General features: G+C 46.3%; 23 protein-coding genes. 21 read left to right on the top strand and 2 right to left on the bottom strand.

Going from position 1 to position 20,005, the window contains the following annotated elements:
* The first annotated feature begins 1 nt into the window (after position 1).
* The 12 genes from GC097_RS03225 to GC097_RS03170 all read left to right on the top strand — a co-directional run bounded on the left by GC097_RS03225 (position 2) and on the right by GC097_RS03170 (position 13,693).
* On the top strand, positions 2-853 hold the full coding sequence (locus GC097_RS03225; protein WP_171681914.1) for a type II secretion system F family protein: 852 nt from the start codon (positions 2-4) through the stop codon (positions 851-853).
* Positions 854-872: 19 nt separating this feature from the next.
* Entirely contained in the window at positions 873-1,100 is a 228-nt protein-coding gene (locus GC097_RS03220; protein ID WP_216625630.1) for a Flp1 family type IVb pilin, read from the top strand.
* Positions 1,090-2,094 carry a TadE/TadG family type IV pilus assembly protein gene (locus GC097_RS03215; protein WP_171681913.1) on the top strand — a complete coding sequence of 335 codons (1,005 nt, stop codon included), beginning with the start codon at positions 1,090-1,092 and terminating at the stop codon, positions 2,092-2,094. The genes GC097_RS03220 and GC097_RS03215 overlap by 11 nt, the downstream gene beginning before the upstream one ends.
* 14 nt (positions 2,095-2,108) lie before the next feature.
* Positions 2,109-4,292: a TadE/TadG family type IV pilus assembly protein gene (locus tag GC097_RS03210; RefSeq protein WP_171681912.1), complete on the top strand. Its 2,184-nt coding sequence runs from the start codon at positions 2,109-2,111 to the stop codon at positions 4,290-4,292.
* Between the two features lie 16 nt (positions 4,293-4,308).
* On the top strand, positions 4,309-4,974 hold the full coding sequence (locus tag GC097_RS03205; protein WP_171681911.1) for a TadE/TadG family type IV pilus assembly protein: 666 nt from the start codon (positions 4,309-4,311) through the stop codon (positions 4,972-4,974).
* Positions 4,975-5,018: 44 nt separating this feature from the next.
* Positions 5,019-5,510 (top strand): A24 family peptidase, encoded by a 492-nt coding sequence (locus GC097_RS03200; protein WP_171681910.1) that lies wholly within the window; start codon positions 5,019-5,021, stop codon positions 5,508-5,510.
* 14 nt (positions 5,511-5,524) lie between these two features.
* Positions 5,525-6,922 carry a DUF6382 domain-containing protein gene (locus GC097_RS03195; RefSeq protein WP_171681909.1) on the top strand — a complete coding sequence of 466 codons (1,398 nt, stop codon included), beginning with the start codon at positions 5,525-5,527 and terminating at the stop codon, positions 6,920-6,922.
* A 95-nt stretch (positions 6,923-7,017) separates the two neighbouring features.
* Positions 7,018-8,580, top strand: a complete 1,563-nt coding sequence (locus tag GC097_RS03190; protein ID WP_171681908.1) for an ABC-F family ATP-binding cassette domain-containing protein — start codon at positions 7,018-7,020, stop codon at positions 8,578-8,580.
* Between the two features lie 13 nt (positions 8,581-8,593).
* Positions 8,594-8,884 (top strand): Dabb family protein, encoded by a 291-nt coding sequence (locus GC097_RS03185; protein WP_047677056.1) that lies wholly within the window; start codon positions 8,594-8,596, stop codon positions 8,882-8,884.
* A 180-nt stretch (positions 8,885-9,064) separates the two neighbouring features.
* Positions 9,065-10,087, top strand: coding sequence for a M42 family metallopeptidase (locus GC097_RS03180; protein ID WP_171682230.1), 1,023 nt, complete (start codon positions 9,065-9,067; stop codon positions 10,085-10,087).
* Complete coding sequence (locus GC097_RS03175) at positions 10,084-12,042, top strand: ABC-F family ATP-binding cassette domain-containing protein (protein ID WP_171681907.1); 1,959 nt, start codon at positions 10,084-10,086, stop codon at positions 12,040-12,042. Before GC097_RS03180 ends, GC097_RS03175 begins: the two co-directional genes overlap by 4 nt.
* Positions 12,043-12,079: 37 nt before the next feature.
* The gene (locus tag GC097_RS03170) at positions 12,080-13,693 is read left to right on the top strand and encodes an ABC-F family ATP-binding cassette domain-containing protein (protein WP_171681906.1); all 1,614 of its coding nucleotides are present in this window, start codon (positions 12,080-12,082) and stop codon (positions 13,691-13,693) included.
* A 57-nt stretch (positions 13,694-13,750) separates the two neighbouring features.
* Here the strand turns inward: GC097_RS03170 and GC097_RS03165 are convergent, their stop codons facing one another.
* Entirely contained in the window at positions 13,751-13,963 is a 213-nt protein-coding gene (locus GC097_RS03165; protein WP_171681905.1) for a hypothetical protein, read from the bottom strand.
* 72 nt (positions 13,964-14,035) lie between these two features.
* On the opposite strand from GC097_RS03165, the gene GC097_RS03160 reads away from it, so the two are divergent.
* From GC097_RS03160 to kapB, 3 genes are read left to right on the top strand one after another with little or no spacing between them, the layout of a single operon-like run.
* On the top strand, positions 14,036-14,554 hold the full coding sequence (locus GC097_RS03160; protein ID WP_171681904.1) for a hypothetical protein: 519 nt from the start codon (positions 14,036-14,038) through the stop codon (positions 14,552-14,554).
* 1 nt (position 14,555) lies between these two features.
* Positions 14,556-14,873 (top strand): thioredoxin family protein, encoded by a 318-nt coding sequence (locus tag GC097_RS03155; RefSeq protein ID WP_171681903.1) that lies wholly within the window; start codon positions 14,556-14,558, stop codon positions 14,871-14,873.
* A 19-nt stretch (positions 14,874-14,892) separates the two neighbouring features.
* Positions 14,893-15,282, top strand: coding sequence for a kinase-associated lipoprotein KapB (kapB, locus tag GC097_RS03150; RefSeq protein ID WP_246293921.1), 390 nt, complete (start codon positions 14,893-14,895; stop codon positions 15,280-15,282).
* Here kapB and GC097_RS03145 read toward each other — a convergent pair.
* A complete protein-coding gene (locus GC097_RS03145) occupies positions 15,279-15,500 on the bottom strand; it encodes a hypothetical protein (protein WP_167054158.1) in 222 nt (73 codons plus the stop codon). The two genes, kapB and GC097_RS03145, sit on opposite strands and share 4 nt — an antisense overlap.
* Before the next feature lie 291 nt (positions 15,501-15,791).
* Between GC097_RS03145 and GC097_RS03140 the strand changes: the two genes are divergently transcribed.
* From GC097_RS03140 to GC097_RS03115, 6 genes are all read left to right on the top strand, one after another.
* Positions 15,792-16,868, top strand: a complete 1,077-nt coding sequence (locus tag GC097_RS03140) for a Gfo/Idh/MocA family protein (RefSeq protein WP_171681901.1) — start codon at positions 15,792-15,794, stop codon at positions 16,866-16,868.
* Between the two features lie 16 nt (positions 16,869-16,884).
* On the top strand, positions 16,885-17,520 hold the full coding sequence (locus GC097_RS03135; RefSeq protein WP_171681900.1) for a trimeric intracellular cation channel family protein: 636 nt from the start codon (positions 16,885-16,887) through the stop codon (positions 17,518-17,520).
* 189 nt (positions 17,521-17,709) lie between these two features.
* A complete protein-coding gene (locus tag GC097_RS03130; RefSeq protein WP_246293919.1) occupies positions 17,710-18,039 on the top strand; it encodes a hypothetical protein in 330 nt (109 codons plus the stop codon).
* 681 nt (positions 18,040-18,720) lie between these two features.
* A complete protein-coding gene (locus GC097_RS03125) occupies positions 18,721-18,873 on the top strand; it encodes a hypothetical protein (RefSeq protein WP_171681899.1) in 153 nt (50 codons plus the stop codon).
* Positions 18,874-18,904: 31 nt separating this feature from the next.
* Positions 18,905-19,612, top strand: coding sequence for a PHP domain-containing protein (locus tag GC097_RS03120; protein WP_171681898.1), 708 nt, complete (start codon positions 18,905-18,907; stop codon positions 19,610-19,612).
* Positions 19,613-19,769: 157 nt separating this feature from the next.
* The gene (locus GC097_RS03115; RefSeq protein WP_171681897.1) at positions 19,770-19,982 is read left to right on the top strand and encodes a hypothetical protein; all 213 of its coding nucleotides are present in this window, start codon (positions 19,770-19,772) and stop codon (positions 19,980-19,982) included.
* Positions 19,983-20,005: the final 23 nt, after the last annotated feature.

Raw genomic sequence — 20,005 nt, 5'->3', positions numbered from 1 at the left:
GATGTTGATACTTGAACTGGCTGCAATACTTATTTTGCTGCTTTGGGGACGCAAACGGCATGCAGATTTTATGAATGAATATCCGTATCCCTTCCGTATGAAAGTATTGCTTCCTTGCAGTTATTTGCTTGTGGATCAGCTTGGTCTGATGGAAAAATTGCCCGACTTTACATCCAAAATTCACCATAGTCTACTTAAAATTTATGGGAGAGGTTTATCTGCCTATGGGTGTAAATATTTTTACGCGGAACTAATTTCCATGAGCACGCTCTCTCTAGTTATCGTGACTCTTCTTTCGATTCTTGCAAGCGGAGATGGATCGGTTTTGGCTTTTGGGCTGCTCGTTACTGTCATTATTCCTTTGCTGATGGTACGTGATTTGGATGTGAAAATCAGGAAGAAACAACTCCTCATGATCATGGAATTGCCAGAGGTATTGAGCACGATCGTGCTGCTTGTTAATGCCGGTGAAACCGTCAATCGAGCGTGGATTCGCTGCGTAGAGGCTCGTCCTCATAAAGCGCAATCGCCGCTGTACAAGGAGCTGTCTCAAGCGGTGCATGAACTGGAGATGAACGTCTCATTTTCAAGAGTGATGGAAGACTTCAGTAAACGCTGCGCACTCCATGAAGTATCTTTGTTTACTTCAGCCATCTTGCTGAACTATAAAAGAGGAGGAAACGACTTCGTAACCGCTCTTCATTCGCTTTCTTTAGATCTATGGCAGCGCAGAAAAACTGTTGCACGAACACTTGGGGAGGAAGCATCATCTAAGCTTGTATTCCCCATGGTTCTAATTTTTGTTGTGGTGATGGTTATTGTCGCCGCCCCAGCGATGCTAATGATGAAATAATATCCGGAGGTTAGAAGAGATGAGAAAGATGCTTGAAGGGTTAAAGTCATTTTGGAAAAAGGAAGATGGACTCGGGACTTTAGAAATTTTATTGATCGTCGCTGTGCTTGTTGCTATTGCGATCATCTTTAGAAAATGGATCGTCTCGTGGTTTCAGAAATTGATTGGGGATGCCAATTCTGATCTAAAAAACAACAGTTCAGTGGCACCTTGCGCCCCCAGTCCTACGACAAGCTGTGCGCCATAGCTGCAGGCCGCGTTTCAGAAGCAGCGAACAGGGAAGCTTTACGATTGAAGCCTCACTTGTATTTCCGCTCCTTTTATTTTGTGCAATTACACTTCTCTTCGTGAGTTTGTATGCCTATCAAAACGTGTATCTTCAACAGATCGCAAGAACAGCAGCGGAACGGCTGGCTTTTTCATGGGACAATAGCCATAAAGATTTGATGACGGGAAATTATCATCCTGCTGAAAATGACGGTCTTTACTTCCGTCTTACACAAAACAACGTATCAGATTTATTCGGGCGATTGGTGTCGAATGGGGCAACCGAAATTGTGCTTCCATCGGAGGATGCGAAGGGGCTCGTCGAGAGAAAATTAGTTAGAATTTCACCTTTGCTGCCGCAAGGAGTGACGGGCACAGCGAAGTTCTCCAATTATTTGCTAGACCAACAAGTAGAGGTGAGGCTGCAGAAAGCTTTTCATCTGTCACCGGTAATGAGCAGGTGGTTTAACGCTAATCAGACGGGAGGAAGAGCGGTTTCACATGTTGTAGAGCCAGTAGAGCTTATTCGTATAACGGACATTACACGGACTTATTTTAGAGCGATCAAGGACAGAATTTCACCGCAAAAAGCAAGGGAAGCACTTGTAGAACCGGCTAACGGCAACCTAGCAGGACCAAGTATTACGATAAAATCGGAACGCCAGGCCGCAGCTTATTTGCGATCGTTAGTTGGCGGCTCTGAGGTCGTTTTGATAACGGAGTCGGGAAAAAGCAGAACGATAGATGCATTGGATGCTCGCGGCATTTCTCATCAAGCCTTTTACAGTTTGACGGAGTCTCAGCTTCGTGCGGAGCAAATGCCAAAGGATGTAGAGCTTTTAAATGAGGGCACACAAGTGAAAGGGGTCGTATGGCATTTTTTCAAGAAGAATGCCAATGAGAAAAGCGTGCCTTCCAACAGTTTTCGCAAAGAGCTGGAACGTAAGGGAATCGTAGTTGTCATCCATAATTAGAATGGGGGGAGTTTTTGAGGACATTTATTCGTTCAGAGAGAGGGGCCGTTTCCGTCTATCTGATTATGATTATCGTGCCGATTTTTTTGTTCCAGGCGGTGCTTATTGATTTTGCCAGAGTGAAATTGGCGGAGAAGGAGACAGAATCAGCGGTCAAAGCCGCTGCACGCTCGGTGATGTCCTCATTTGACACAGAGCTTCAGGCTATGGGCTTATATGGACTTGGAATTTCGCAAGAGAAGTCAGAGGATATTTTTCGTACTGTTTTCGCAAATAATTTGTCTGGTCAAGTATCGTCCGGCGCTTTTCATTATGTGGATACAAAGCCTGTAGCGCATAAGGAGCGAGTTACGCCGGTATACGCGTTAGCCAGCCACGTCATATTTGAGCGCCAAGTGCTGGAGGATATGAAAATCAAGGCGCCTATCGAGTTTACGCTCGAGATTACGGATAAATTTCGCAAAACAGGGACGAAAGCTCCATTCCAGCTTGGAAGCCAGTTTTCCAAGGAAGCGGCCGGGGGAGAGAAGCTCATTGATCAAAGAGAAAAAGCGCTCGATGAAGCATGGCACAGCAGTGAGGAGCTGCATGGCAAAACCACCTTGTATCATACCTATTTCCAATCGCGAATTTCAGAATTAGACGATCTAGCGGCTCAAATAGGCATTCATACGGTGGAGGAGGTACGCAACGAAATCGTCCAGGTGGAAAGCCAATTGCAGTCCATACTGGCATCCCAACAGGCATTGGAGGAGCAAGCGCAAGCGCTGTCCCGGAAATTAAATGAACTCCAAAATCTGCTGCAATTGATTATCAAGTATGCTGCGCTTCTTGGGGCTACGAAGCTGGAGGTTCTGGCAAATGCTAAGGAAATCGGCCGATTACAGCAGTCGATTGAGCCTGCCTTGCGGACGGCAAAGCAGCGAAACGAAGAAATTCGCGCGAAGTTAGTTGAGGCTTCAAGCAGCAGCCAAGGTAATGGAACAAACCGTGTGAATGAGGTTTTTCAGCATGTTTCTGTCATGGGGGACGATTACTTTTACACATATCAAACAGCTGTGGCCAGTATTTCCGCTTTATTTGCAGCCTTTCAAGACAAAGTTGCTTCTGTTCAATTGTATACGGCGAAAAATACAAATAAAGTTAATTTGGCTAATGATGCCTATTGGTCGGAGTCCAACGCTTTTTATGGGAAGCAAACAATTTTGGAGCGATCAAGAATGGATAGAAAGGGCGCCATTGCAGCGAATAAGAATGAGCAAAGAAATAAGATTCAAACGATTCTGGATCAAGCAAAGCAATCAATTGGCGGTTGCAAAGTAGTGAATGGCCAGAATGGCGATGGGGAGCTTTATGAGCGGCTTCAAGGATCCGCGACAAAGGGATACTACCAGAAATACAGGGAAGCGAATGCACAAGACACCACAATTGGCAGTGAGATTGCGTATGATTTGGAGAAATCGGAGCCGGTAAGTTTGAAGGCGATGGACATGCTTGAGGTTTTTAATAACGCGGCGGAATCTATGCGCAATGAACTTTATGTCAATGAATTTGCTTTGACCAAGTTTAATTACCGCACCCTTGGTTTAGAAATGGATCAAGCGGGAAAAGCAAAAGCTTCAAATGAAAGAATAGATCCGAGCACTCACGCGTTAGCGAATCAAGAGGTGGAATATTTACTCTATGGATTTTCTTCATGTGCGGCGAATATTTCGACTGCCTATGCAGAAATGTTCGCTTTTCGTTTGGCAATCCGCATACTTGAAGCGCTGCTCGATCCCAAAAAGGAGCTCCTTCATCTAGGTTCTCCCTTGTTGGTGCTGTTGGCTGCAGCAGCGGAGGGAGCTTTGATTGCTTTTCAAGATATGACGAAGCTGGTGAAAGGCGAAGCGGTAGAGTTATCCGCGAAAATTACGATCTCGGCTCTCAGTTTGACTTACAAGGATTATTTGCGAATATTCATGCTCATGCACAGCGAGAATCCGAAGCTTTTGGCTAGAATGCAGGCGCTAATTGAGCTGGAAACCGGAAAGGATTTAATGAAGGCAGCGACCTATATACAAGGGAATGCTTCGAGTGATGTTAAGCTGTGGTTTATTCCGCAAATGATGAAGCTGTTGGATGGAAGCGGGCTGCTCAGCTGCAAAGTGACAGGCAATCGATGCCAATTTACGAGTACGGCTGCCATCGCGTATTGAATGTGGGAGGGGCTGCATGCTTCATAAGTTTTATCGTGAGCAAAGAGGTGGCATTGTGTTGGAAGCCGCACTGGTGATGCCTTTTTTTCTTGCCTTTGTTGTTGGTCTTATCATATGTATTCAAATTGCATGTCTAGAGATGGCTTTACAAGCCGGAGTGACGGAAGCAACCAAATCCATAGCAGGTCAAATATACCCTGTAAGACTTCTCGTACAAGAAGCGAAAACGAAATTTGATCAAAGTCGTCCGGCAGAAATAATGAATAATGTCATCGACCGCGTTCAATCGGTCAGAGATCAAGCAGTGAATGCAGAAAACTTATCAGAAGAGTATGCTGCATATATTCCCGAACCGCTTCTAGAACTAATAAAGTGGGAAAAAGAGAAGCGGGAGCTAGGTGAGGAACAGGTGAGAGCCGGGATAAATGATGTGTATGAGCAGCAAGTTCAACCCCGTCTACTTGGTGCGTTCACACCGATTGTTTATGCTTTTTGCGATCGTTCCACAGTTTCAAAAAATAACTTCAGTGTAACTTCCGTAACGCTCCCGAGCTTGGAAACCGGGGGTGATGCTTTTTTGGTTATTGAAGCGCAAATTTCCTTTAAACTTCCTCTTCCATTTCTGAATCAAACGATCATTTTAAAAAAGAGGGCATTTGAACGAGCATGGGTAGGCGCATAACCGCATTTTCACTATGAGGGGGACTTTAGATTTATTATATTTTTTTGATCTTTATTTCAATTGCTTTTGTAACAGATGCGCGCAGCGCCATAATTCCCAACCGGTTAACCGTTTGCGGCACTTTGACAGGTTTGGCGTTCCATGTGTATGAAGATGGCTGGAACGGTCTTGTTTTTGCGTTGGCGGGAGCAGGCGGTGCACTTATCTCGCTTATCCTTCTCTATCTCATCGGTGCGCTTGGCGCAGGGGATGTTAAGCTTTTTACGGCGGTTGGCGCGATGATGGGCTTGAGTTTTGTTCTTAAATTAATGCTGTATTCCATACTTATTGCAGGAATCATCGGACTTATTTTGCTGATTATGCGCAAACGAGTGGCGGTAACGGGACAGAAGCTGGCGAAATGGCTTTTTTCGATTGTGATATTACATGATGTGAATAGCGTAATGGGAATGAAGCATCAAACCAATATGAAGTTTCCGTTTATGTATGCGGTTGTGCCGGGCGCCGCCTTGACCTGGTATTACTCATTTTTATGAGAAGAGGTGAATCCGTGACGGAAGAAGTATTCGGACTGCGCTATGAATTTGTATACCGTCATGGCCATTATATGAGGCTATGCAAAGACGACTCGGACGGACTGAAGGCAGAAGACTTCTCAACGTTACAAGTCAAGATGCTTGAAGCTAACACAATCCCCAAGTTGCTGCCGCTGGAAATCCAGGAGGTAGATCTTCGAATCAGTCTGCTTTATCGATTAGCGGCCAAACGAATGCTTGTTCAAGTATTGAAGATTGAAGGCTTTTCGAGATGGGATTTTGCCAGACTTCTGTATGCAATTGTTTGTGCATTGGAAGATAGTAAAAATTATATGCTGCTGGAGACGGGATTCGTTTTGAGAGAAAATTTCATCTTTATTGGCAGTGATTGGTCTGATGTCTTTTTAACGTATGTGCCGATGGAATCTTGCAGCACTGGCGGGGATGTTATGACTTCTTTAAAAAGCTTAGCGAGTCAGATCGCCTTGAAAATCGATGCAAATGAGAAGGAAGAATTGGAGTCGTGGTTAGATTTAATGCTTCGTCATCAAAGTTTACGAGATTTCAAACAATGCCTGCGCAATCTGATGGATGAGAAGAAGCCCGCTATGCAAGAGGAATTGCCAAAGCCAATATGGCAGCAAAATACGCTGAACAAGCCCGCTAAAATAAGCATTCCATCCGGTGAGATATTGGGAAATAAACCAACGATGGACGTCGGTGGTGCAAACACTGGTCAAGCAGTTTCTTTTACTCCGCTTTCGCAAAGATTGCAAATTTTCGTACTTGCGGGTGTAAGTGTGGCAGCTTCCTTTTTATGGCGGCACTATATTTCCTTACCTTCGGCAAGTACGCTGCACCTAACAGCAGGAATGACAATTTTGCTCGCGGACATATGGTTTGTTTCAAAATTTCTGGGGATGCCGCGATACAAGCGCGAGCAAAACAAACCGCAATTACCAATTGAAAATAATAATGCAATGTCTAAACTTGAAAATGAGCCTGGAGATATTCAAACTCACTATCAAAATTTGCATTTGCATACAACACTAATTCCAAAAAAAGGTCACAATGCCACCGTTATTCTTGGAAACCTAAGGAACACTTTGCAAGGGCCTAGACTTGAAATACAAATTCAGGATTCGCCAAGATTAGTAGCAATCGTTAGCGACCATTTTACAATTGGCAGGGGAGATGCGAATTTAAAGGTAGATTATGTGTTGGAAGAAGCGGGTGTTTCCAGGGTACATGCCGAAATCACCAAAAGTGAACAAGGTTATGAACTGAAGGATTCGGGCTCCACAAACGGGACCTGCCTCAACGGTGAGGAGCTCGTTGCCTACCAATCTTATTTGTTAAAAGACGGAGATGAGATTAGGATTGTTCGCCAAGAGATGATATTTCGATGTTGAAAATTTAACTATTTCCTGTCTAGCTCTAGCAGTGGTATAATAAGAAGTCACGAATAGGGGCGATTTTTTAACAGACAGGAGTTCAGATTTTTACAATGAGTCTTTTAACGATAGAAGATTTAAGCCACAGCTTTGGAGATCGTACATTATTTAAAAATGTATCCTTCCGTTTGCTGGCCGGCGAGCGCGTTGGTATTGTTGGAGCGAATGGTGTGGGGAAATCCACATTAATGAATATATTGACCGGCAAACTTTTGAAAGATACAGGCAAAGTAGAGTGGACGCCTAGAGTTCAGTACGGATATTTGGATCAGCACTCAGTGCTTACACCTGGTAAAACGATTCGCGATATTTTGCGCGATGCGTTTCTTCCTCTTTTTGAAGAAGAGAAAAACATGATGGCGATTACCGATAAGATGGCGGATGCCACCCCGGAAGAACTTGAAGTGCTTCTAGAGCAGATGGGCGAAATTCAGGAACGTTTGGACATCGGCGGTTTCTATATGCTGGACGTGAAAATCGAAGAGATGGGTAACGGACTTGGTCTTAACGCAATAGGTTTGGATCGTGACGTGACATCACTTAGCGGGGGACAGCGGACCAAAGTTCTTCTGGCTAAGCTGCTATTGGAAAAGCCGACCGTACTGCTCTTGGACGAGCCTACGAACTATCTGGACGTAGAACATATTGAATGGTTGAAAATGTATCTCAAAGACTACCCGTTTGCGTTTATGCTGATATCCCATGATACGGAATTCATGAATGAAGTTGTTAATGTGATCTATCATTTGGAGTTTACGAAGTTGACTCGTTATACGGCGAACTATGAGAAATTTCTTGATATGGCCGAAATGAACAAATCACAGCATATTGACGCTTACGAAAAGCAGCAGGAGTACATTAAGAAACAGGAAGACTTTATTGCGCGCAATAAAGCACGGGCTTCAACTTCTACACGGGCCAAAAGCCGTCAGAAGCAGCTTGAGAAGGTTGAGCGAATCGAACGTCCGGAAACGGCGATGAAGCCAACGTTCGTATTCAAGGAATCTCGCACGAGTGGAAGAATCGTATTTGAGGCAGAGAATCTGGAGATCGGGTATGATCGTCCGCTTTTGCCGAAGATGAATGTGACGATTGAACGCGGCGAGAAAATTGCCATCGTCGGCTGTAACGGGGTAGGGAAATCTACGCTGCTCAAGACGATTCTTGGCAAAATTGAACCTTTTAGCGGCAAAACGTATCAAGGCGATTACTTAAGCCCTGCTTACTTTGAGCAAGAGGTCAAAGCCCCGAATATGACGCCGATTGACGATGTTTGGAATGAGTTTTCTTCCATGAATCAAAACGAAGTCAGAGGTGCGCTCGCGCGATGCGGTTTGAAAAACGAGCACATCACCCGCGCCATGAGCATGCTCAGCGGGGGAGAGCAAGCCAAAGTGAGGCTTTGCAAGCTGCTGATGAGAGAAAGCAACTGGCTATTGTTCGACGAGCCTACGAACCATTTGGACGTTGTTGCCAAAGAAGAGCTGCAGAGAGCTTTAATCGCTTACAAAGGAACGGTTTTGCTTGTTTGCCACGAACCGGAATTTTATGAAGGCTGGGTCACTAGAGTTTGGAACGTAGAAGAATGGTCTGCCAAAGCAAAAGTAACCAATTAGGGGGAAATGTCCAATGTTAACTCACGTTGTGTTTTTTAAGCTCAAAGATCGTAGTCCTGAAGCTGTTGAAGTAACCAAAGCGGTACTTACGAACATGGAAGGTAAAATTCCGGTTCTGCGCCATATTGAAGTAGGTACAGACATTCTGCATTTGGAACGTTCATATGATATTGCGTTGATTACAAAATTTGATTCTCTAGAGGATCTGAAAGTATATGACACGCATCCTGTGCATGAAGAAGTAAAAGCTCATATGAAGACAGTTCTTGACGGCACTTCCATTTGCGTTGATTTTGTAAGCTAATTGCGTTTGAAAAACACAAGGGAACAGTGTAGTATCCTTAGAAGGGGTTAGCATAGCGGTTTTTGCCGCTTGCGCAGCTATAATTCCTAGGCTGCACTGTTTTTGTGTGTTTATAGGAATCCTATTAATTTATAGAAAAGGGAGGAATCCCAAGTGAAGTCGAAACTAGATAAAGCTTATATGACTGAAGTGCTTGAGATGCTTCTGCGGACACCTAGCCCGACAGGATTTACGCATCACATTATGAAAAAGGTTGAACAAGAAGTGAATAAGCTGGGTTACGAGCTTACATATACGAATAAGGGATGCGGTGTGGTGACCGTTCCAGGTGCGCGTAATGACCGAGTGATTGGCATTTCCGCTCATGTGGATACCCTTGGGGCGATGGTTCGTTCGATTAAAGATAACGGCACGCTAAAAATCACTTCATTAGGCGGTTTTATGATGGGTGCAATCGAGAATGAATACGTTCAAATTCATACGCGCGATGAACGCGTTTATGATGGAACGATTCTGACTTCGAGACCTTCCGTTCATGTCTATGAAGATGCCAGAGAGTTCAAACGCGATGAAGCGAACATGGAAGTGCGCATCGATGAGCTTGTGAAATCCAAAAAAGAAGTTCAAGAGCTGGGTATCCGTGTTGGAGACTACATTTCGTTCGACCCTCGGGTGCAGGTGAAGGAGAACGGCTTCGTGAAGTCGCGTCATTTGGACGATAAAGCGAGTGTTGCTTCCTTGTTCGGTCTGCTTAAGCTTATGAAAGACGAGAGCATCCAGCCTCTCTTTACGATCAAATTGTTTTTCTCCAATTATGAAGAAGTTGGACATGGCTCCTCTTTTATTCCGGAAGATATTACTGATTTTATCGCTGTGGATATGGGAGCGCTTGGCGATGATTTGAGCGGAAGCGAACGAGATGTCTCCATATGTGCCAAGGATTCGTCCGGTCCGTATGATTACCACATGACTTCTAAAATGATCGAGCATGCCGAGAAGCTTGAAATCGGCTATGCCATTGATATCTACCCGAGATACAGTTCGGACGCGACTGCCGCCCTCAGAGGCGGACGCGATATTCGCGCCGCGCTGGTAGGTCCTGGCGTTCATGCGTCACACAGCATGGAGCGAACGCATATGGATGCTGTAGTTAACACTGCAGCACTTCTATCAGCCTATATCGTGGAGCCTGTGGAAGCATGAATATTTTGAGCGCAGTCAATATTACCAAGACCTTTGGCGACAAAATATTGTTCGATGACATCTCGTTCACGGTGAACGAGAAGCAGCGCATCGGTCTCATTGGCGTGAACGGCACAGGCAAATCCACGCTGCTGAAGCTGCTGGCGGGGCTGGAAACTGCGGATCGCGGCAAACTTGTGCACGCGAACCATTTCCGGGTGGAATACTTGCCGCAGAACCCGGAGTTCGATCCGAACTCCACGGTGCTTGAGCAAGTATTCCACGGCGACACGCCGCTCATGAAGACGCTGCGCGACTATGAGCTGGCCCTGGCTGAGCTGGAGCTTGATCCCGCCAGCGAGAAGAAGCAAGCGCGGCTGTTCACAGCCCAATCGCGCATGGATGAGCAAGGTGCCTGGGAAGCCAGCACCTTGGCCAAAACCGTGCTGATGAAGCTGGGCATCAGCGAGTTCGACAAACCCGTCGGCCTGTTGTCCGGCGGTCAGCGCAAGCGCGTCGCCATGGCGCGCGTTCTGATCCAGCCTGCCGATCTGCTCATCCTCGATGAGCCGACGAACCATATCGACAACGAGACCGCGATTTGGCTCGAGGAATTCCTCGGCAAATGGCGCGGCGCGTTACTGCTTGTGACACATGACCGGTACTTCCTGGAGCGGGTGACGAACCGCATGCTGGAACTGGACCGGGGCAAGATCTACAGCTACGAGGGTAACTACGAGGCGTTCCTCGAGAAAAAGGCGGAGCGGATGGAATCCGAAGCCGCTAGCGAAGATAAGCGGCAGAATCTGATGCGCCGCGAATTGGCTTGGCTCCGTCGCGGCGCGAAGGCGCGCACGACGAAGCAGAAGGCGCGTGTGCAGCGCGCCGAGGAACTGCGGGACCACAAGGTGGACGGTTCCGCAGAGAAGCTTGACATGGCGCTGGCCGGCAGCCGCCTTGGCAAGAAGGTGATGGAGCTGGAAGACGTCACCAAAGCGTTCCCGGGCGGGAAGACGCTGCTGAGCGGCTTCAGCTACATCGTGATGCCGAAGGATCGCCTCGGCATCATCGGTCCTAACGGCAGCGGCAAATCGACGCTGCTGAACATGCTCGCCGGGCGTATTCAGCCCGACAGCGGGACGATCGAGACCGGCCAAACCGTGAAGCTGGCCTACTACACGCAAGAAAACGTCGAGATGGATGAAAAGATGCGCGTCATTGAGTACATCAAGGAAGCGGCCGAATTGATCCGCACTTCCGATGGCGAAACCATTTCCGCTTCGCAGATGCTTGAGCGTTTTATGTTCTCCCCGACGCTGCAGTGGTCGCCTATCGGGAAGCTCTCCGGCGGTGAGCGGCGCAGGCTGTATTTGCTCCGTACACTTATGGGAGAGCCGAATGTGCTGCTCCTTGATGAGCCGACGAATGATTTGGACATTCAAACGTTGACGATACTGGAAGATTATTTGGATCATTTTCCAGGGGCTGTCATAACCGTTTCCCATGATCGTTACTTTTTGGATCGAACCGTTACGCATCTGTTTGCTTTCGATGGCAATGGGCGGATAGAGCCTTACATCGGCAACTACTCCGACTATTTGGAGGAGAAACAGGAGCAGGAAGAGGCGGAACAGGCACGCAAAGAATTAGTGCGGCAAGCTAGCGGCAATTCTAACGCAGGCAAAGCAGCTCCAGCCAATTCCGCAGCAACAAGCGGTTCAGCAAACACAAACCGTCCCAAAAAACTAACGTTCAAAGAACAAAAGGAATGGGACGAAATTGAGGGCACGATTGCTTCATTGGAAGATAAGGCGGCGAGCTTAAAGCAGCAAATCGAAGCGGCCGGCAGCGATTTTGATCGTGTTCGCGATTTGTATGAGCAGGAACAGCAAACGACGGCCGATTTGGAAGCAGCGATGGAAAGATGGACTTATTTATCCGAGTTGGTAGAAGAAATAGAGCGAAATAAGTTATGATAGAAGAAACTATAATAAAGGCAGGTATGTATTCCACATGATTAATGTTAACAACGTGACGCTTCGTTACGGCAAAAGAGCCCTTTTCGAAGACGCCAATATTAAATTTACTCCGGGGAACTGTTACGGGCTTATCGGCGCGAACGGTGCGGGAAAATCCACATTTCTAAAAATTCTTTCCGGCGAAATTGAGCCAAACACAGGCGAAGTGTCGATCACTCCTGGGGAAAGAATGGCTGTTCTGAAACAAAACCATTACGAGTTCGACGAAATCGAAGTGTTGAAAACCGTCGTTATGGGCCATGCACGTTTATTTAAAATTATGGAGGAGAAAGATGCGCTTTACGCAAAAGCGGATTTCTCTGAAGAAGATGGCATGAGAGCTGCTGAACTTGAAGGCGAGTTCCAGGATCTTGACGGCTGGCAGGCGGAATCCGACGCGGCTGAGCTTTTGATCGGCTTAGGCATTCCGACTTCCCTTCATGACACGAAGATGAAAGACCTTGACGGCAACGAGAAAGTTCGTGTTCTCTTGGCGCAAGCTTTGTTCGGCAATCCGAATATTTTGCTGCTCGATGAGCCTACCAACCATTTGAACTTAGAGTCGATTCGCTGGCTGGAGCACTTCTTGTCTCGTTTCGAAGGCACTGTCATCGTCGTATCCCATGATCGTCACTTCCTGAACCAAGTATGTACGCATATCGCAGATATTGATTTTGGCAAAATTCAAATGTATGTCGGTAACTACGACTGGTGGTACGAATCAAGTCAACTCGCACTTCGCTTGGCTAGAGACGCTAACAAGAAAACGGAAGAAAAACGTAAAGAGTTGGAAGCTTTTATCGCTCGTTTCAGCGCGAACGCGTCCAAATCCAAGCAAGCTACTTCCCGTAAAAAACAACTTGAGAAGCTTACTCTTGAAGATATTCGCCCTTCCAGCCGTAAATATCCGTTCATTCACTTTAAAGGTGAGCGTGAAGCGGGTAAACAACTGCTAGCTGTTGAGAGTATCTCCAAAACGATCGATGGCGTTAAAGTATTGAACAATGTGACGTTCACTCTTAACAAAGGGGATAAAGTCGCGTTCGTGGGTCCGGACGGCATTGCCAAAACAACGCTGTTCAAAATCCTGATGGGTGAAATGGAAGCGGATGAAGGCACATTCTCGTGGGGTGTAACGACTTCGCAAGCTTATTTCCCAAAAGACAGTCAAGATTACTTCAATTCTGAAATGAACTTGGTGGATTGGTTGCGTCAATACTCCAAAGATCCGGATGAATCGTTCCTCCGTGGCTTCCTTGGACGTATGTTGTTCTCTGGCGAAGAAGCTTTGAAGAAAGCGAATGTTCTTTCCGGGGGAGAAAAAGTACGCTGCATGTTCTCCAAAATGATGCTAAGTGGCGCTAACGTTCTCATTCTTGATGAGCCTACGAACCATTTGGATTTGGAGTCCATCACAGCACTGAATAACGGTCTCGTTGATTTCGACGGCACGATGCTGTTCGTTTCCCATGACCATCAATTCATTCAAACGATCGCAAACCGCGTTATGGAAATCACGCCGAAAGGTCTCATCGACAAAATGCTTACGTATGATGAATACCTGGAAAGCGATGATGTGAAAAAACAACGCGAAATCCAGTACGCATAAGACAAAATGAAAAGCGCCCTGATGTTTGACTCTCAGGGCGCTTTTACCTACATCGTACTAGCTGCCGCCGGTACGGCGACGTTGATTGTTGACTTTTTTCGTCATTTGGCTTTTTGCACTTTGGTTTGTATTGCCGGCTTGCTTGGGATTTGCGCGTGCTGCGGCTTGATCCGCTTTCTTCTGGGCTAGCTTTTGCTTAATTGCGTCGGCTAGAGAGACTTTCTTCTGACCTTGTGATTCAGCCTGTTGATCTTGAGGCTTGTCTGACATCGTAACACCTTCTTTACGTGATATGCTTTTAGTATAATCGAATCAAACAAAAGATGAAAGAAGGTGTATGCGATGTTTGACCCAACAATTTACGATAACATCAAGGTGGTCCTTGAAGGAGCCGTCTACGATCTGGATTTGGATGGCAAAATTATTATTACACGCCGGGAAGATCTAGTGGATCTATCCTCTATGTCGCGAACGTATGCGATTGAATTTGCCAGAAAAATCGATAAACCGAGCAAAGCTGAAATCAACCTGCATGTGCATTTAAGCGATTTGGCCGCTGAAATTTTAGAGAATCCTACAGCCAAACCGGGCTGTACGCTCACCATAAAGCTTTTTACGAAGGTTAAGCATCCGGAAATGGAGTGCAAGCATATTGAGGAACAGCTAGGCTTGATTTGGGAGCATCGTCCGTTAATCACTCAGCTTCTTTCCTACACATACGGCATACATCCGATCGCTTATCACAATCAAATTACGCTATCCTTCGGTCGAAAAATTGATGAAAGCCATTTGGACGATTTCCCGCATCTCATTGGGTATGCGGCCGACAGTTTGGCATGGTTAGATGAAAGAGGTAGTTAGAATGAAGGAGCTGTCCCAGCAAGAATTGTTAGATTGCGCTCACAATCAGGAAACGGCTTTTGCGGTATTTTTATTTACACCTTTCTGTGGAACATGCAAAGTGACCGAGCGTATGCTTGATGTCATCATGACCATGCAGCCCAATTTGCCGCTTTATAAAAGCAATATTAATTTTCTCCCGCAAATTAGCCGGGAGTGGCAAATTACAAGTGTGCCGTGTATCGTTATTTTCGAACCAGGAAAAGAAAGACAATTGTTGTACCGCATGCAGTCGGTGGATGAGCTATATCGAAATCTGCTGCCGCTAAGCAGCAAATAAAAGATAGGAGATGTTGATAATGAGCAGTTTTCAAATAGGAGACCGAGTCATTGCTGAGTATAAAACAGGGGTTTATTATGGTGAAGTGGCGGAGATGGGCAATTCGATGAAAGCGGCAGTCCGTATTCTTGCCGTGAAAGATCATCCGACGCAAGGGGACTTGCATAATCCGATGGATCCCAGCGTTGCTTTTTTTCATCAAAGACGGGCATTGTCGTTTCAGGAGATCGCATTAATGCCAATTTCAACGATACGTCCTTATGCAGGTGCTATTCCGGAATATAGAGAATCACTGGAGAGAGCGCTTTTGGTGCAAATCTCAAAGCTGTCGGATATGGAAGCATGGGCCCGACGCTCTCTGCAGGAGCTTACTCAGCTACAGAAGGAATATTTTTCGAATTCACATTAAGAAACTTCCAGGTACAACTTTGTGCCGTCGTTATATTTGAAAATAGCGACATCACCAATGATCTCAATCATCGAGATCATTTTTAGTTTTCTGCGAAATTCAAAATGAAGTTCAAACTCCTTCAGTTTGCTGGACAACAGTTCCATATGTGAGCTGCGATGTGTGAAATTAAGCACAGGGATGGATTTGTTTTTGAATTTAATCGTAATTGCTTGCATGTCAAGCCCTCCTTCACGTTTTCCACCCGGAAAAACTAACCAGCTGGTCTACATATTTAGGATACATTTCAAATGTTAGTTATGTTTGAGACAAACTATTAAGAAAGTTTTAGCATCTTATTATATGTAATGAAATGCGATTGAGGGCTAGTTCCTTAAAGAATCTTTTCGAATTCATCGGGGAACCGTGCCCAAACGTCTCCAAAAGGGACAGATTGGCGGTTGCGGGGAAACATAAGCACATTTATAATATAAAAGATTGTAATCTAACATGTTTCGGGGGGTATACAAATGACAGCAGGAAAACCAGTTCGTATCGGTATTATCGGTTCCGGGAATATCGGAAATGTACATATGGAAGTTCTAAAGCAAGTGCCTGAGGCAGAAATTGCCGCGGTAACTGACGTGTACTTACCGCTTGCAGAAGCTAGAGCCAAGCAGCATAACATTGAGCGGGTTTATGAGAGTACGGACAAGCTGCTTGCTGACTCAAGCATTGATGCCGTGGTTATTGCTGTATCCAACGAGTGGCATGCGCCAATCGCCGTTCAAGCGTTAGAGGCAGGCAAGCATGTTCTGCTCGAAAAGCCGATGGCACTGAACCTTGAATCTGCCAGACAAATCGTAGAAGCAGAGCGCAAGGCTGGTAAGGTGCTGATGATTCCTCACCAATTGCGTTGGGAGACTCTATCACAGGCTGTCAAACAACAAGTTGATAAAGGTGCGCTTGGACATATTTATCATGCCAAAGCAGGCTGGCTGAGACGCAAAGGCATTCCCGGCTGGGGAACCTGGTTCACGCAAATGGATAAATCCGGCGGCGGACCGCTGATTGACCTTGGCGTGCATATGTTGGATTTATCCCTCTACTTGATGGGGAATCCGAAGCCTGTATCGGTTTATGGCGCTACTTACGCCGAATTTGGACCGCGCAAAAAAGGTATCGGTTCCTGGGGAACACCGAACTGGGACGGTCAATATGACGTAGAAGATTTAGCTACAGCGCTTATTAAGCTGGATAATGGTGCAACCCTATCGCTTGATGTAAGCTGGGCCGCACTGATCGAAACAGATAATCAGCCTTATGTGCAGCTGCTTGGTTCCGAAGGCGGTGCTTCTATTCGCGGTTCGAAAGGGAAGCTCTTGGCAGAAATGTTTGATCGCGAAGCGGATGTGGATCTGACCGTTCCTGAGCAGGATGAAGGTGCTCGTGTGCGCATGATGAAGCATTTCATAGCTTGTATCGAAAGCGGTCAACAACCAATAACTTCTGTTATGACAGGCTATACGAATAATTTAATTTTGGATGCGATTTATCGTTCCTCACAGACCGGCAATGAAGTGAAATTGAATTGGGACATCGAGTAGACAGGGGCTGCAGGAAGTGAATTGGGAGTTATTCAGTATCATCGGTACCATCGCGTTCGCCGTGAGCGGAGCTATTGTTGCTATGGAAGAGGAATATGATATTCTTGGGGTTTATGTTCTTGGACTCGTAACAGCTTTCGGCGGTGGTGTCATTCGTAACTTGTTAATCGGCAAGCCCGTTGTTTTATTGTGGGAGCAAGGACTTTATTTCCAAATTGCTTTGTTCGCCATGACATTGGTATTCCTGATGCCGGTCAAGTTCATCCGGATGTGGAAGACGTGGGAGGCATTCTTTGACGCCATCGGCTTAGCGGCCTTTTCCATTCAAGGTGCTATTTATGCAACGAATATGGGCCATCCTCTAAGTGCCGTGATTGTGGCGGCGGTTTTAACAGGGATCGGCGGCGGGATGGTCCGTGATGTGCTGGCCGGTCGCAAACCGCTAGTGCTCAGAGATGAAATCTATGCCGTGTGGGGCATGCTGGCAGGTGCCATGATTGGTCTGGGCTGGTCGCAGGGCGCCTGGCAAATATCCGTGCTTTTTGCGTTAATCGTCATTTTGAGAATGTTAGCGGTCTTTTACAAATGGAAGCTGCCTAAACGTTCTTTGCGCAATGCGATAGCGGAATCAACACGCAGACTCGATTCATAGCATAACGAGATCGGAAAGAGGTGAGTTCAACTGGAACAGGAAGCATCATTCACAAATCAACACAAGATTTCCGCTGAAACGATCGCCTCGCGAATAATTCCGGTAAAGGAATTACTTCAAACGGAGCTTGATCTGTATGAGGTATCCAAGGATGCGGAGACGGGCGAACACTATTTGCATTATGCATACATGCATCGCGATTTTACGAATACCGGCGAACCGGAATCGTTTCATTATTTGCTGCCGATTGACAGCGATGACGTGCTTGGGATGATTTTCGGAGAACAAGGCTATGCGTATCCGGAGTTTTGGCGTAAGTCCTTCTTGCGCAACGGGCCGGAAGGATTCTATATTTGGTTTGATCCATCCCATGAAGAGCAGCTCACGGAGGATGAAGCTATCGCGGCTGATTTACTGAATAAGCTGCGGGCTTTTAAGGAAAGCGGTTCTGCGGACCCTGATGCGGTTCGTAGGTTGCTTGAAGAGCTGGATGAGACACGTAAGAAAGACGATAAGTGAGAAATGCCTGTATGCCGATAGATGTTTCGGCTGCAGGCTTTTTTTATTTGTCTGAGGCGGGGAGCGGGAGGAGTGTGAGTGTTTAGGATGATGCCGAGTGCTACCGAGTGCGACCAAGTGCTGGAGGGAACTGTGGTACTCTATTTCAGCTATAAGTAGTGTTTCCCGTTTGAATGGGAACTACGGTACGCTATTTTTGCTTTTTTGGCCCCAAATCGCCGAGTATCGAGCAAATAAGGGACTGTAGTTCCTGCAAACAAGCGCATTATGCTGATTTTGGCAAAATAGAGCCCTATAGTTCCCCTTGGTGACACATAGTAATGGGGCATCAGGGTATACCCCAGTCCATCACTTCAGTTACATATCACTCCTACTCCCACAATTCAGCTACTCAACATCCCCTAAATTATGCTACTCAACACCCCAACAATCATACTGTAATAGCCACAACGCTACTCCCTGCTTTTCATCACACTATATCCCATTAACTCATTGCCACAGAGTTTCGTCCTTCGGAATATTCCAACGATATCGATAAGAAGCCACGCCTAAAGCACAACGCCATGAGATAGGCAGCAGCGAGCGCTGAGCAAACATTTTGCGTGTTTATTATTTAGTAAAAATGAGGATAAATGTCCATATTAACGCTAATGACTTTTTTCAAGAAAGGAGGATGAGATCATGAGTATAGATTCTTACCAATTCGCTAATCTAGGCGCACACGAAGAGTTGCTGGAAGATTTGCGCAGCTTGGAGTCCCGGATGAAGGACGAGTTGGGGTACGAGGTCGCATTGATTGCTTATGCGCAAGAAGCGCAGGAGAACAACAAATAAAGAAAGAGCAACAAGAAGGGGGAACCTGTTTATGAAAAAGACAATGATTCAGATCGTTATGTCGGTTGTGCTCATGGCCACGGCTGCCGGCTGTACAGCAGCAAGTCCGAACAATCATGGAGGAGCCAGTTCATCAAATCCGAATGCGGGTACTTGGGATACCAGCCTCAGGAACAATGAGAATGCTTCATTGGGGGCTAAAAGTGTTAACCAATCACCGCTGCCTTCTATTCGACCGTCAACCATTGATAACATAAAAGCACATACGAATACTCATATGACGATGAATCGCGATCTGGCAGATGGGATTATCCAAGCGGCACACCTGGGGAACACGGCAGTAGCGATAACAGATCACAACATTTATGTCGCTGTGGATATGGGAGGCATGCAAGCGATGGGCGCCGGTGACGATGGCATCAAAATGCTCAGCAAAACAAATGACCCGGAGAAAGGAGCCGGCTTGTTCGGTTCAGGGCATGGGGCGCAGATGGATTGGCTTTCGGCTAAGCCTTTGCCGGCAGAGAGCGCTAATGCGATACGGAATATGCTAACGCGCATTTATCCGGATGCTAATATTTTCATCTCGACGAACCCGCATTTTGTGAACCGTATGATGTATTACGATGGTCAGCAGCAAAATCATAAACATATGGACACGTATCTTAACGAGTTCAACACCATGATCCAGTATGCCTTCCCAACCTATTCGACGGGTCAAAAAAACATGCTGCCTTAAGGAAAGTTCCTATTAGGTCCAAAGCTCCCTCGGCGTCCTGCTGGGGGTTTTGTCGTATGTATCCCAAGTTAATCTTACAAAAATGAAGGAGTAAACCGAATGACTCAACAATCAACAGTGCTGCTTTCGAAACAATACCCCACGCCGAGTCGCAATTATGGTTAATAAATATAAGGTCAGAGCTTATTGCAGTTCGCGCCTGTGCGATTACGTGCAGCACGATGACGTTATTCAAGCGATTAATGGAGAAACTTCCTATGCGTTAGCGCTGCATTATAACGAATCGCCTGCAAAACCAAGCTGTCCGAAGTGTGGAGAAGCGATGTCTTTCTACTCCCATTCGGTCATTGATGAGCCATGGCTGCCATGACAGGCTTGACAACCTAACCTTTC

Source organism: Paenibacillus planticolens (assembly GCF_013141725.1).
Taxonomy (GTDB): domain Bacteria; phylum Bacillota; class Bacilli; order Paenibacillales; family NBRC-103111; genus Paenibacillus_E; species Paenibacillus_E planticolens.
This window is presented reverse-complemented; position numbering and strand designations above follow the sequence as displayed.

Excerpts from the sequence above, each read along its gene's own strand:
- GC097_RS03125 (WP_171681899.1), top strand. The coding sequence starts at position 18,721 with ATGAGTATAGATTCTTACCAATTCGCTAATCTAGGCGCACACGAAGAG.
- GC097_RS03145 (WP_167054158.1), bottom strand. The coding sequence starts at position 15,500 with ATGCAAGCAATTACGATTAAATTCAAAAACAAATCCATCCCTGTGCTT.
- GC097_RS03160 (WP_171681904.1), top strand. The coding sequence starts at position 14,036 with ATGTTTGACCCAACAATTTACGATAACATCAAGGTGGTCCTTGAAGGA.
- GC097_RS03225 (WP_171681914.1), top strand. The coding sequence starts at position 2 with ATGTTGATACTTGAACTGGCTGCAATACTTATTTTGCTGCTTTGGGGA.
- GC097_RS03190 (WP_171681908.1), top strand. The coding sequence starts at position 7,018 with ATGAGTCTTTTAACGATAGAAGATTTAAGCCACAGCTTTGGAGATCGT.
- GC097_RS03220 (WP_216625630.1), top strand. The coding sequence starts at position 873 with ATGAGAAAGATGCTTGAAGGGTTAAAGTCATTTTGGAAAAAGGAAGAT.
- GC097_RS03175 (WP_171681907.1), top strand. The coding sequence starts at position 10,084 with ATGAATATTTTGAGCGCAGTCAATATTACCAAGACCTTTGGCGACAAA.
- GC097_RS03185 (WP_047677056.1), top strand. The coding sequence starts at position 8,594 with ATGTTAACTCACGTTGTGTTTTTTAAGCTCAAAGATCGTAGTCCTGAA.
- GC097_RS03140 (WP_171681901.1), top strand. The coding sequence starts at position 15,792 with ATGACAGCAGGAAAACCAGTTCGTATCGGTATTATCGGTTCCGGGAAT.
- GC097_RS03115 (WP_171681897.1), top strand. The coding sequence starts at position 19,770 with ATGGTTAATAAATATAAGGTCAGAGCTTATTGCAGTTCGCGCCTGTGC.
- GC097_RS03165 (WP_171681905.1), bottom strand. The coding sequence starts at position 13,963 with ATGTCAGACAAGCCTCAAGATCAACAGGCTGAATCACAAGGTCAGAAG.
- GC097_RS03170 (WP_171681906.1), top strand. The coding sequence starts at position 12,080 with ATGATTAATGTTAACAACGTGACGCTTCGTTACGGCAAAAGAGCCCTT.
- GC097_RS03180 (WP_171682230.1), top strand. The coding sequence starts at position 9,065 with ATGACTGAAGTGCTTGAGATGCTTCTGCGGACACCTAGCCCGACAGGA.
- GC097_RS03205 (WP_171681911.1), top strand. The coding sequence starts at position 4,309 with ATGCTTCATAAGTTTTATCGTGAGCAAAGAGGTGGCATTGTGTTGGAA.
- kapB (WP_246293921.1), top strand. The coding sequence starts at position 14,893 with ATGAGCAGTTTTCAAATAGGAGACCGAGTCATTGCTGAGTATAAAACA.
- GC097_RS03155 (WP_171681903.1), top strand. The coding sequence starts at position 14,556 with ATGAAGGAGCTGTCCCAGCAAGAATTGTTAGATTGCGCTCACAATCAG.
- GC097_RS03130 (WP_246293919.1), top strand. The coding sequence starts at position 17,710 with ATGCATCGCGATTTTACGAATACCGGCGAACCGGAATCGTTTCATTAT.
- GC097_RS03120 (WP_171681898.1), top strand. The coding sequence starts at position 18,905 with ATGAAAAAGACAATGATTCAGATCGTTATGTCGGTTGTGCTCATGGCC.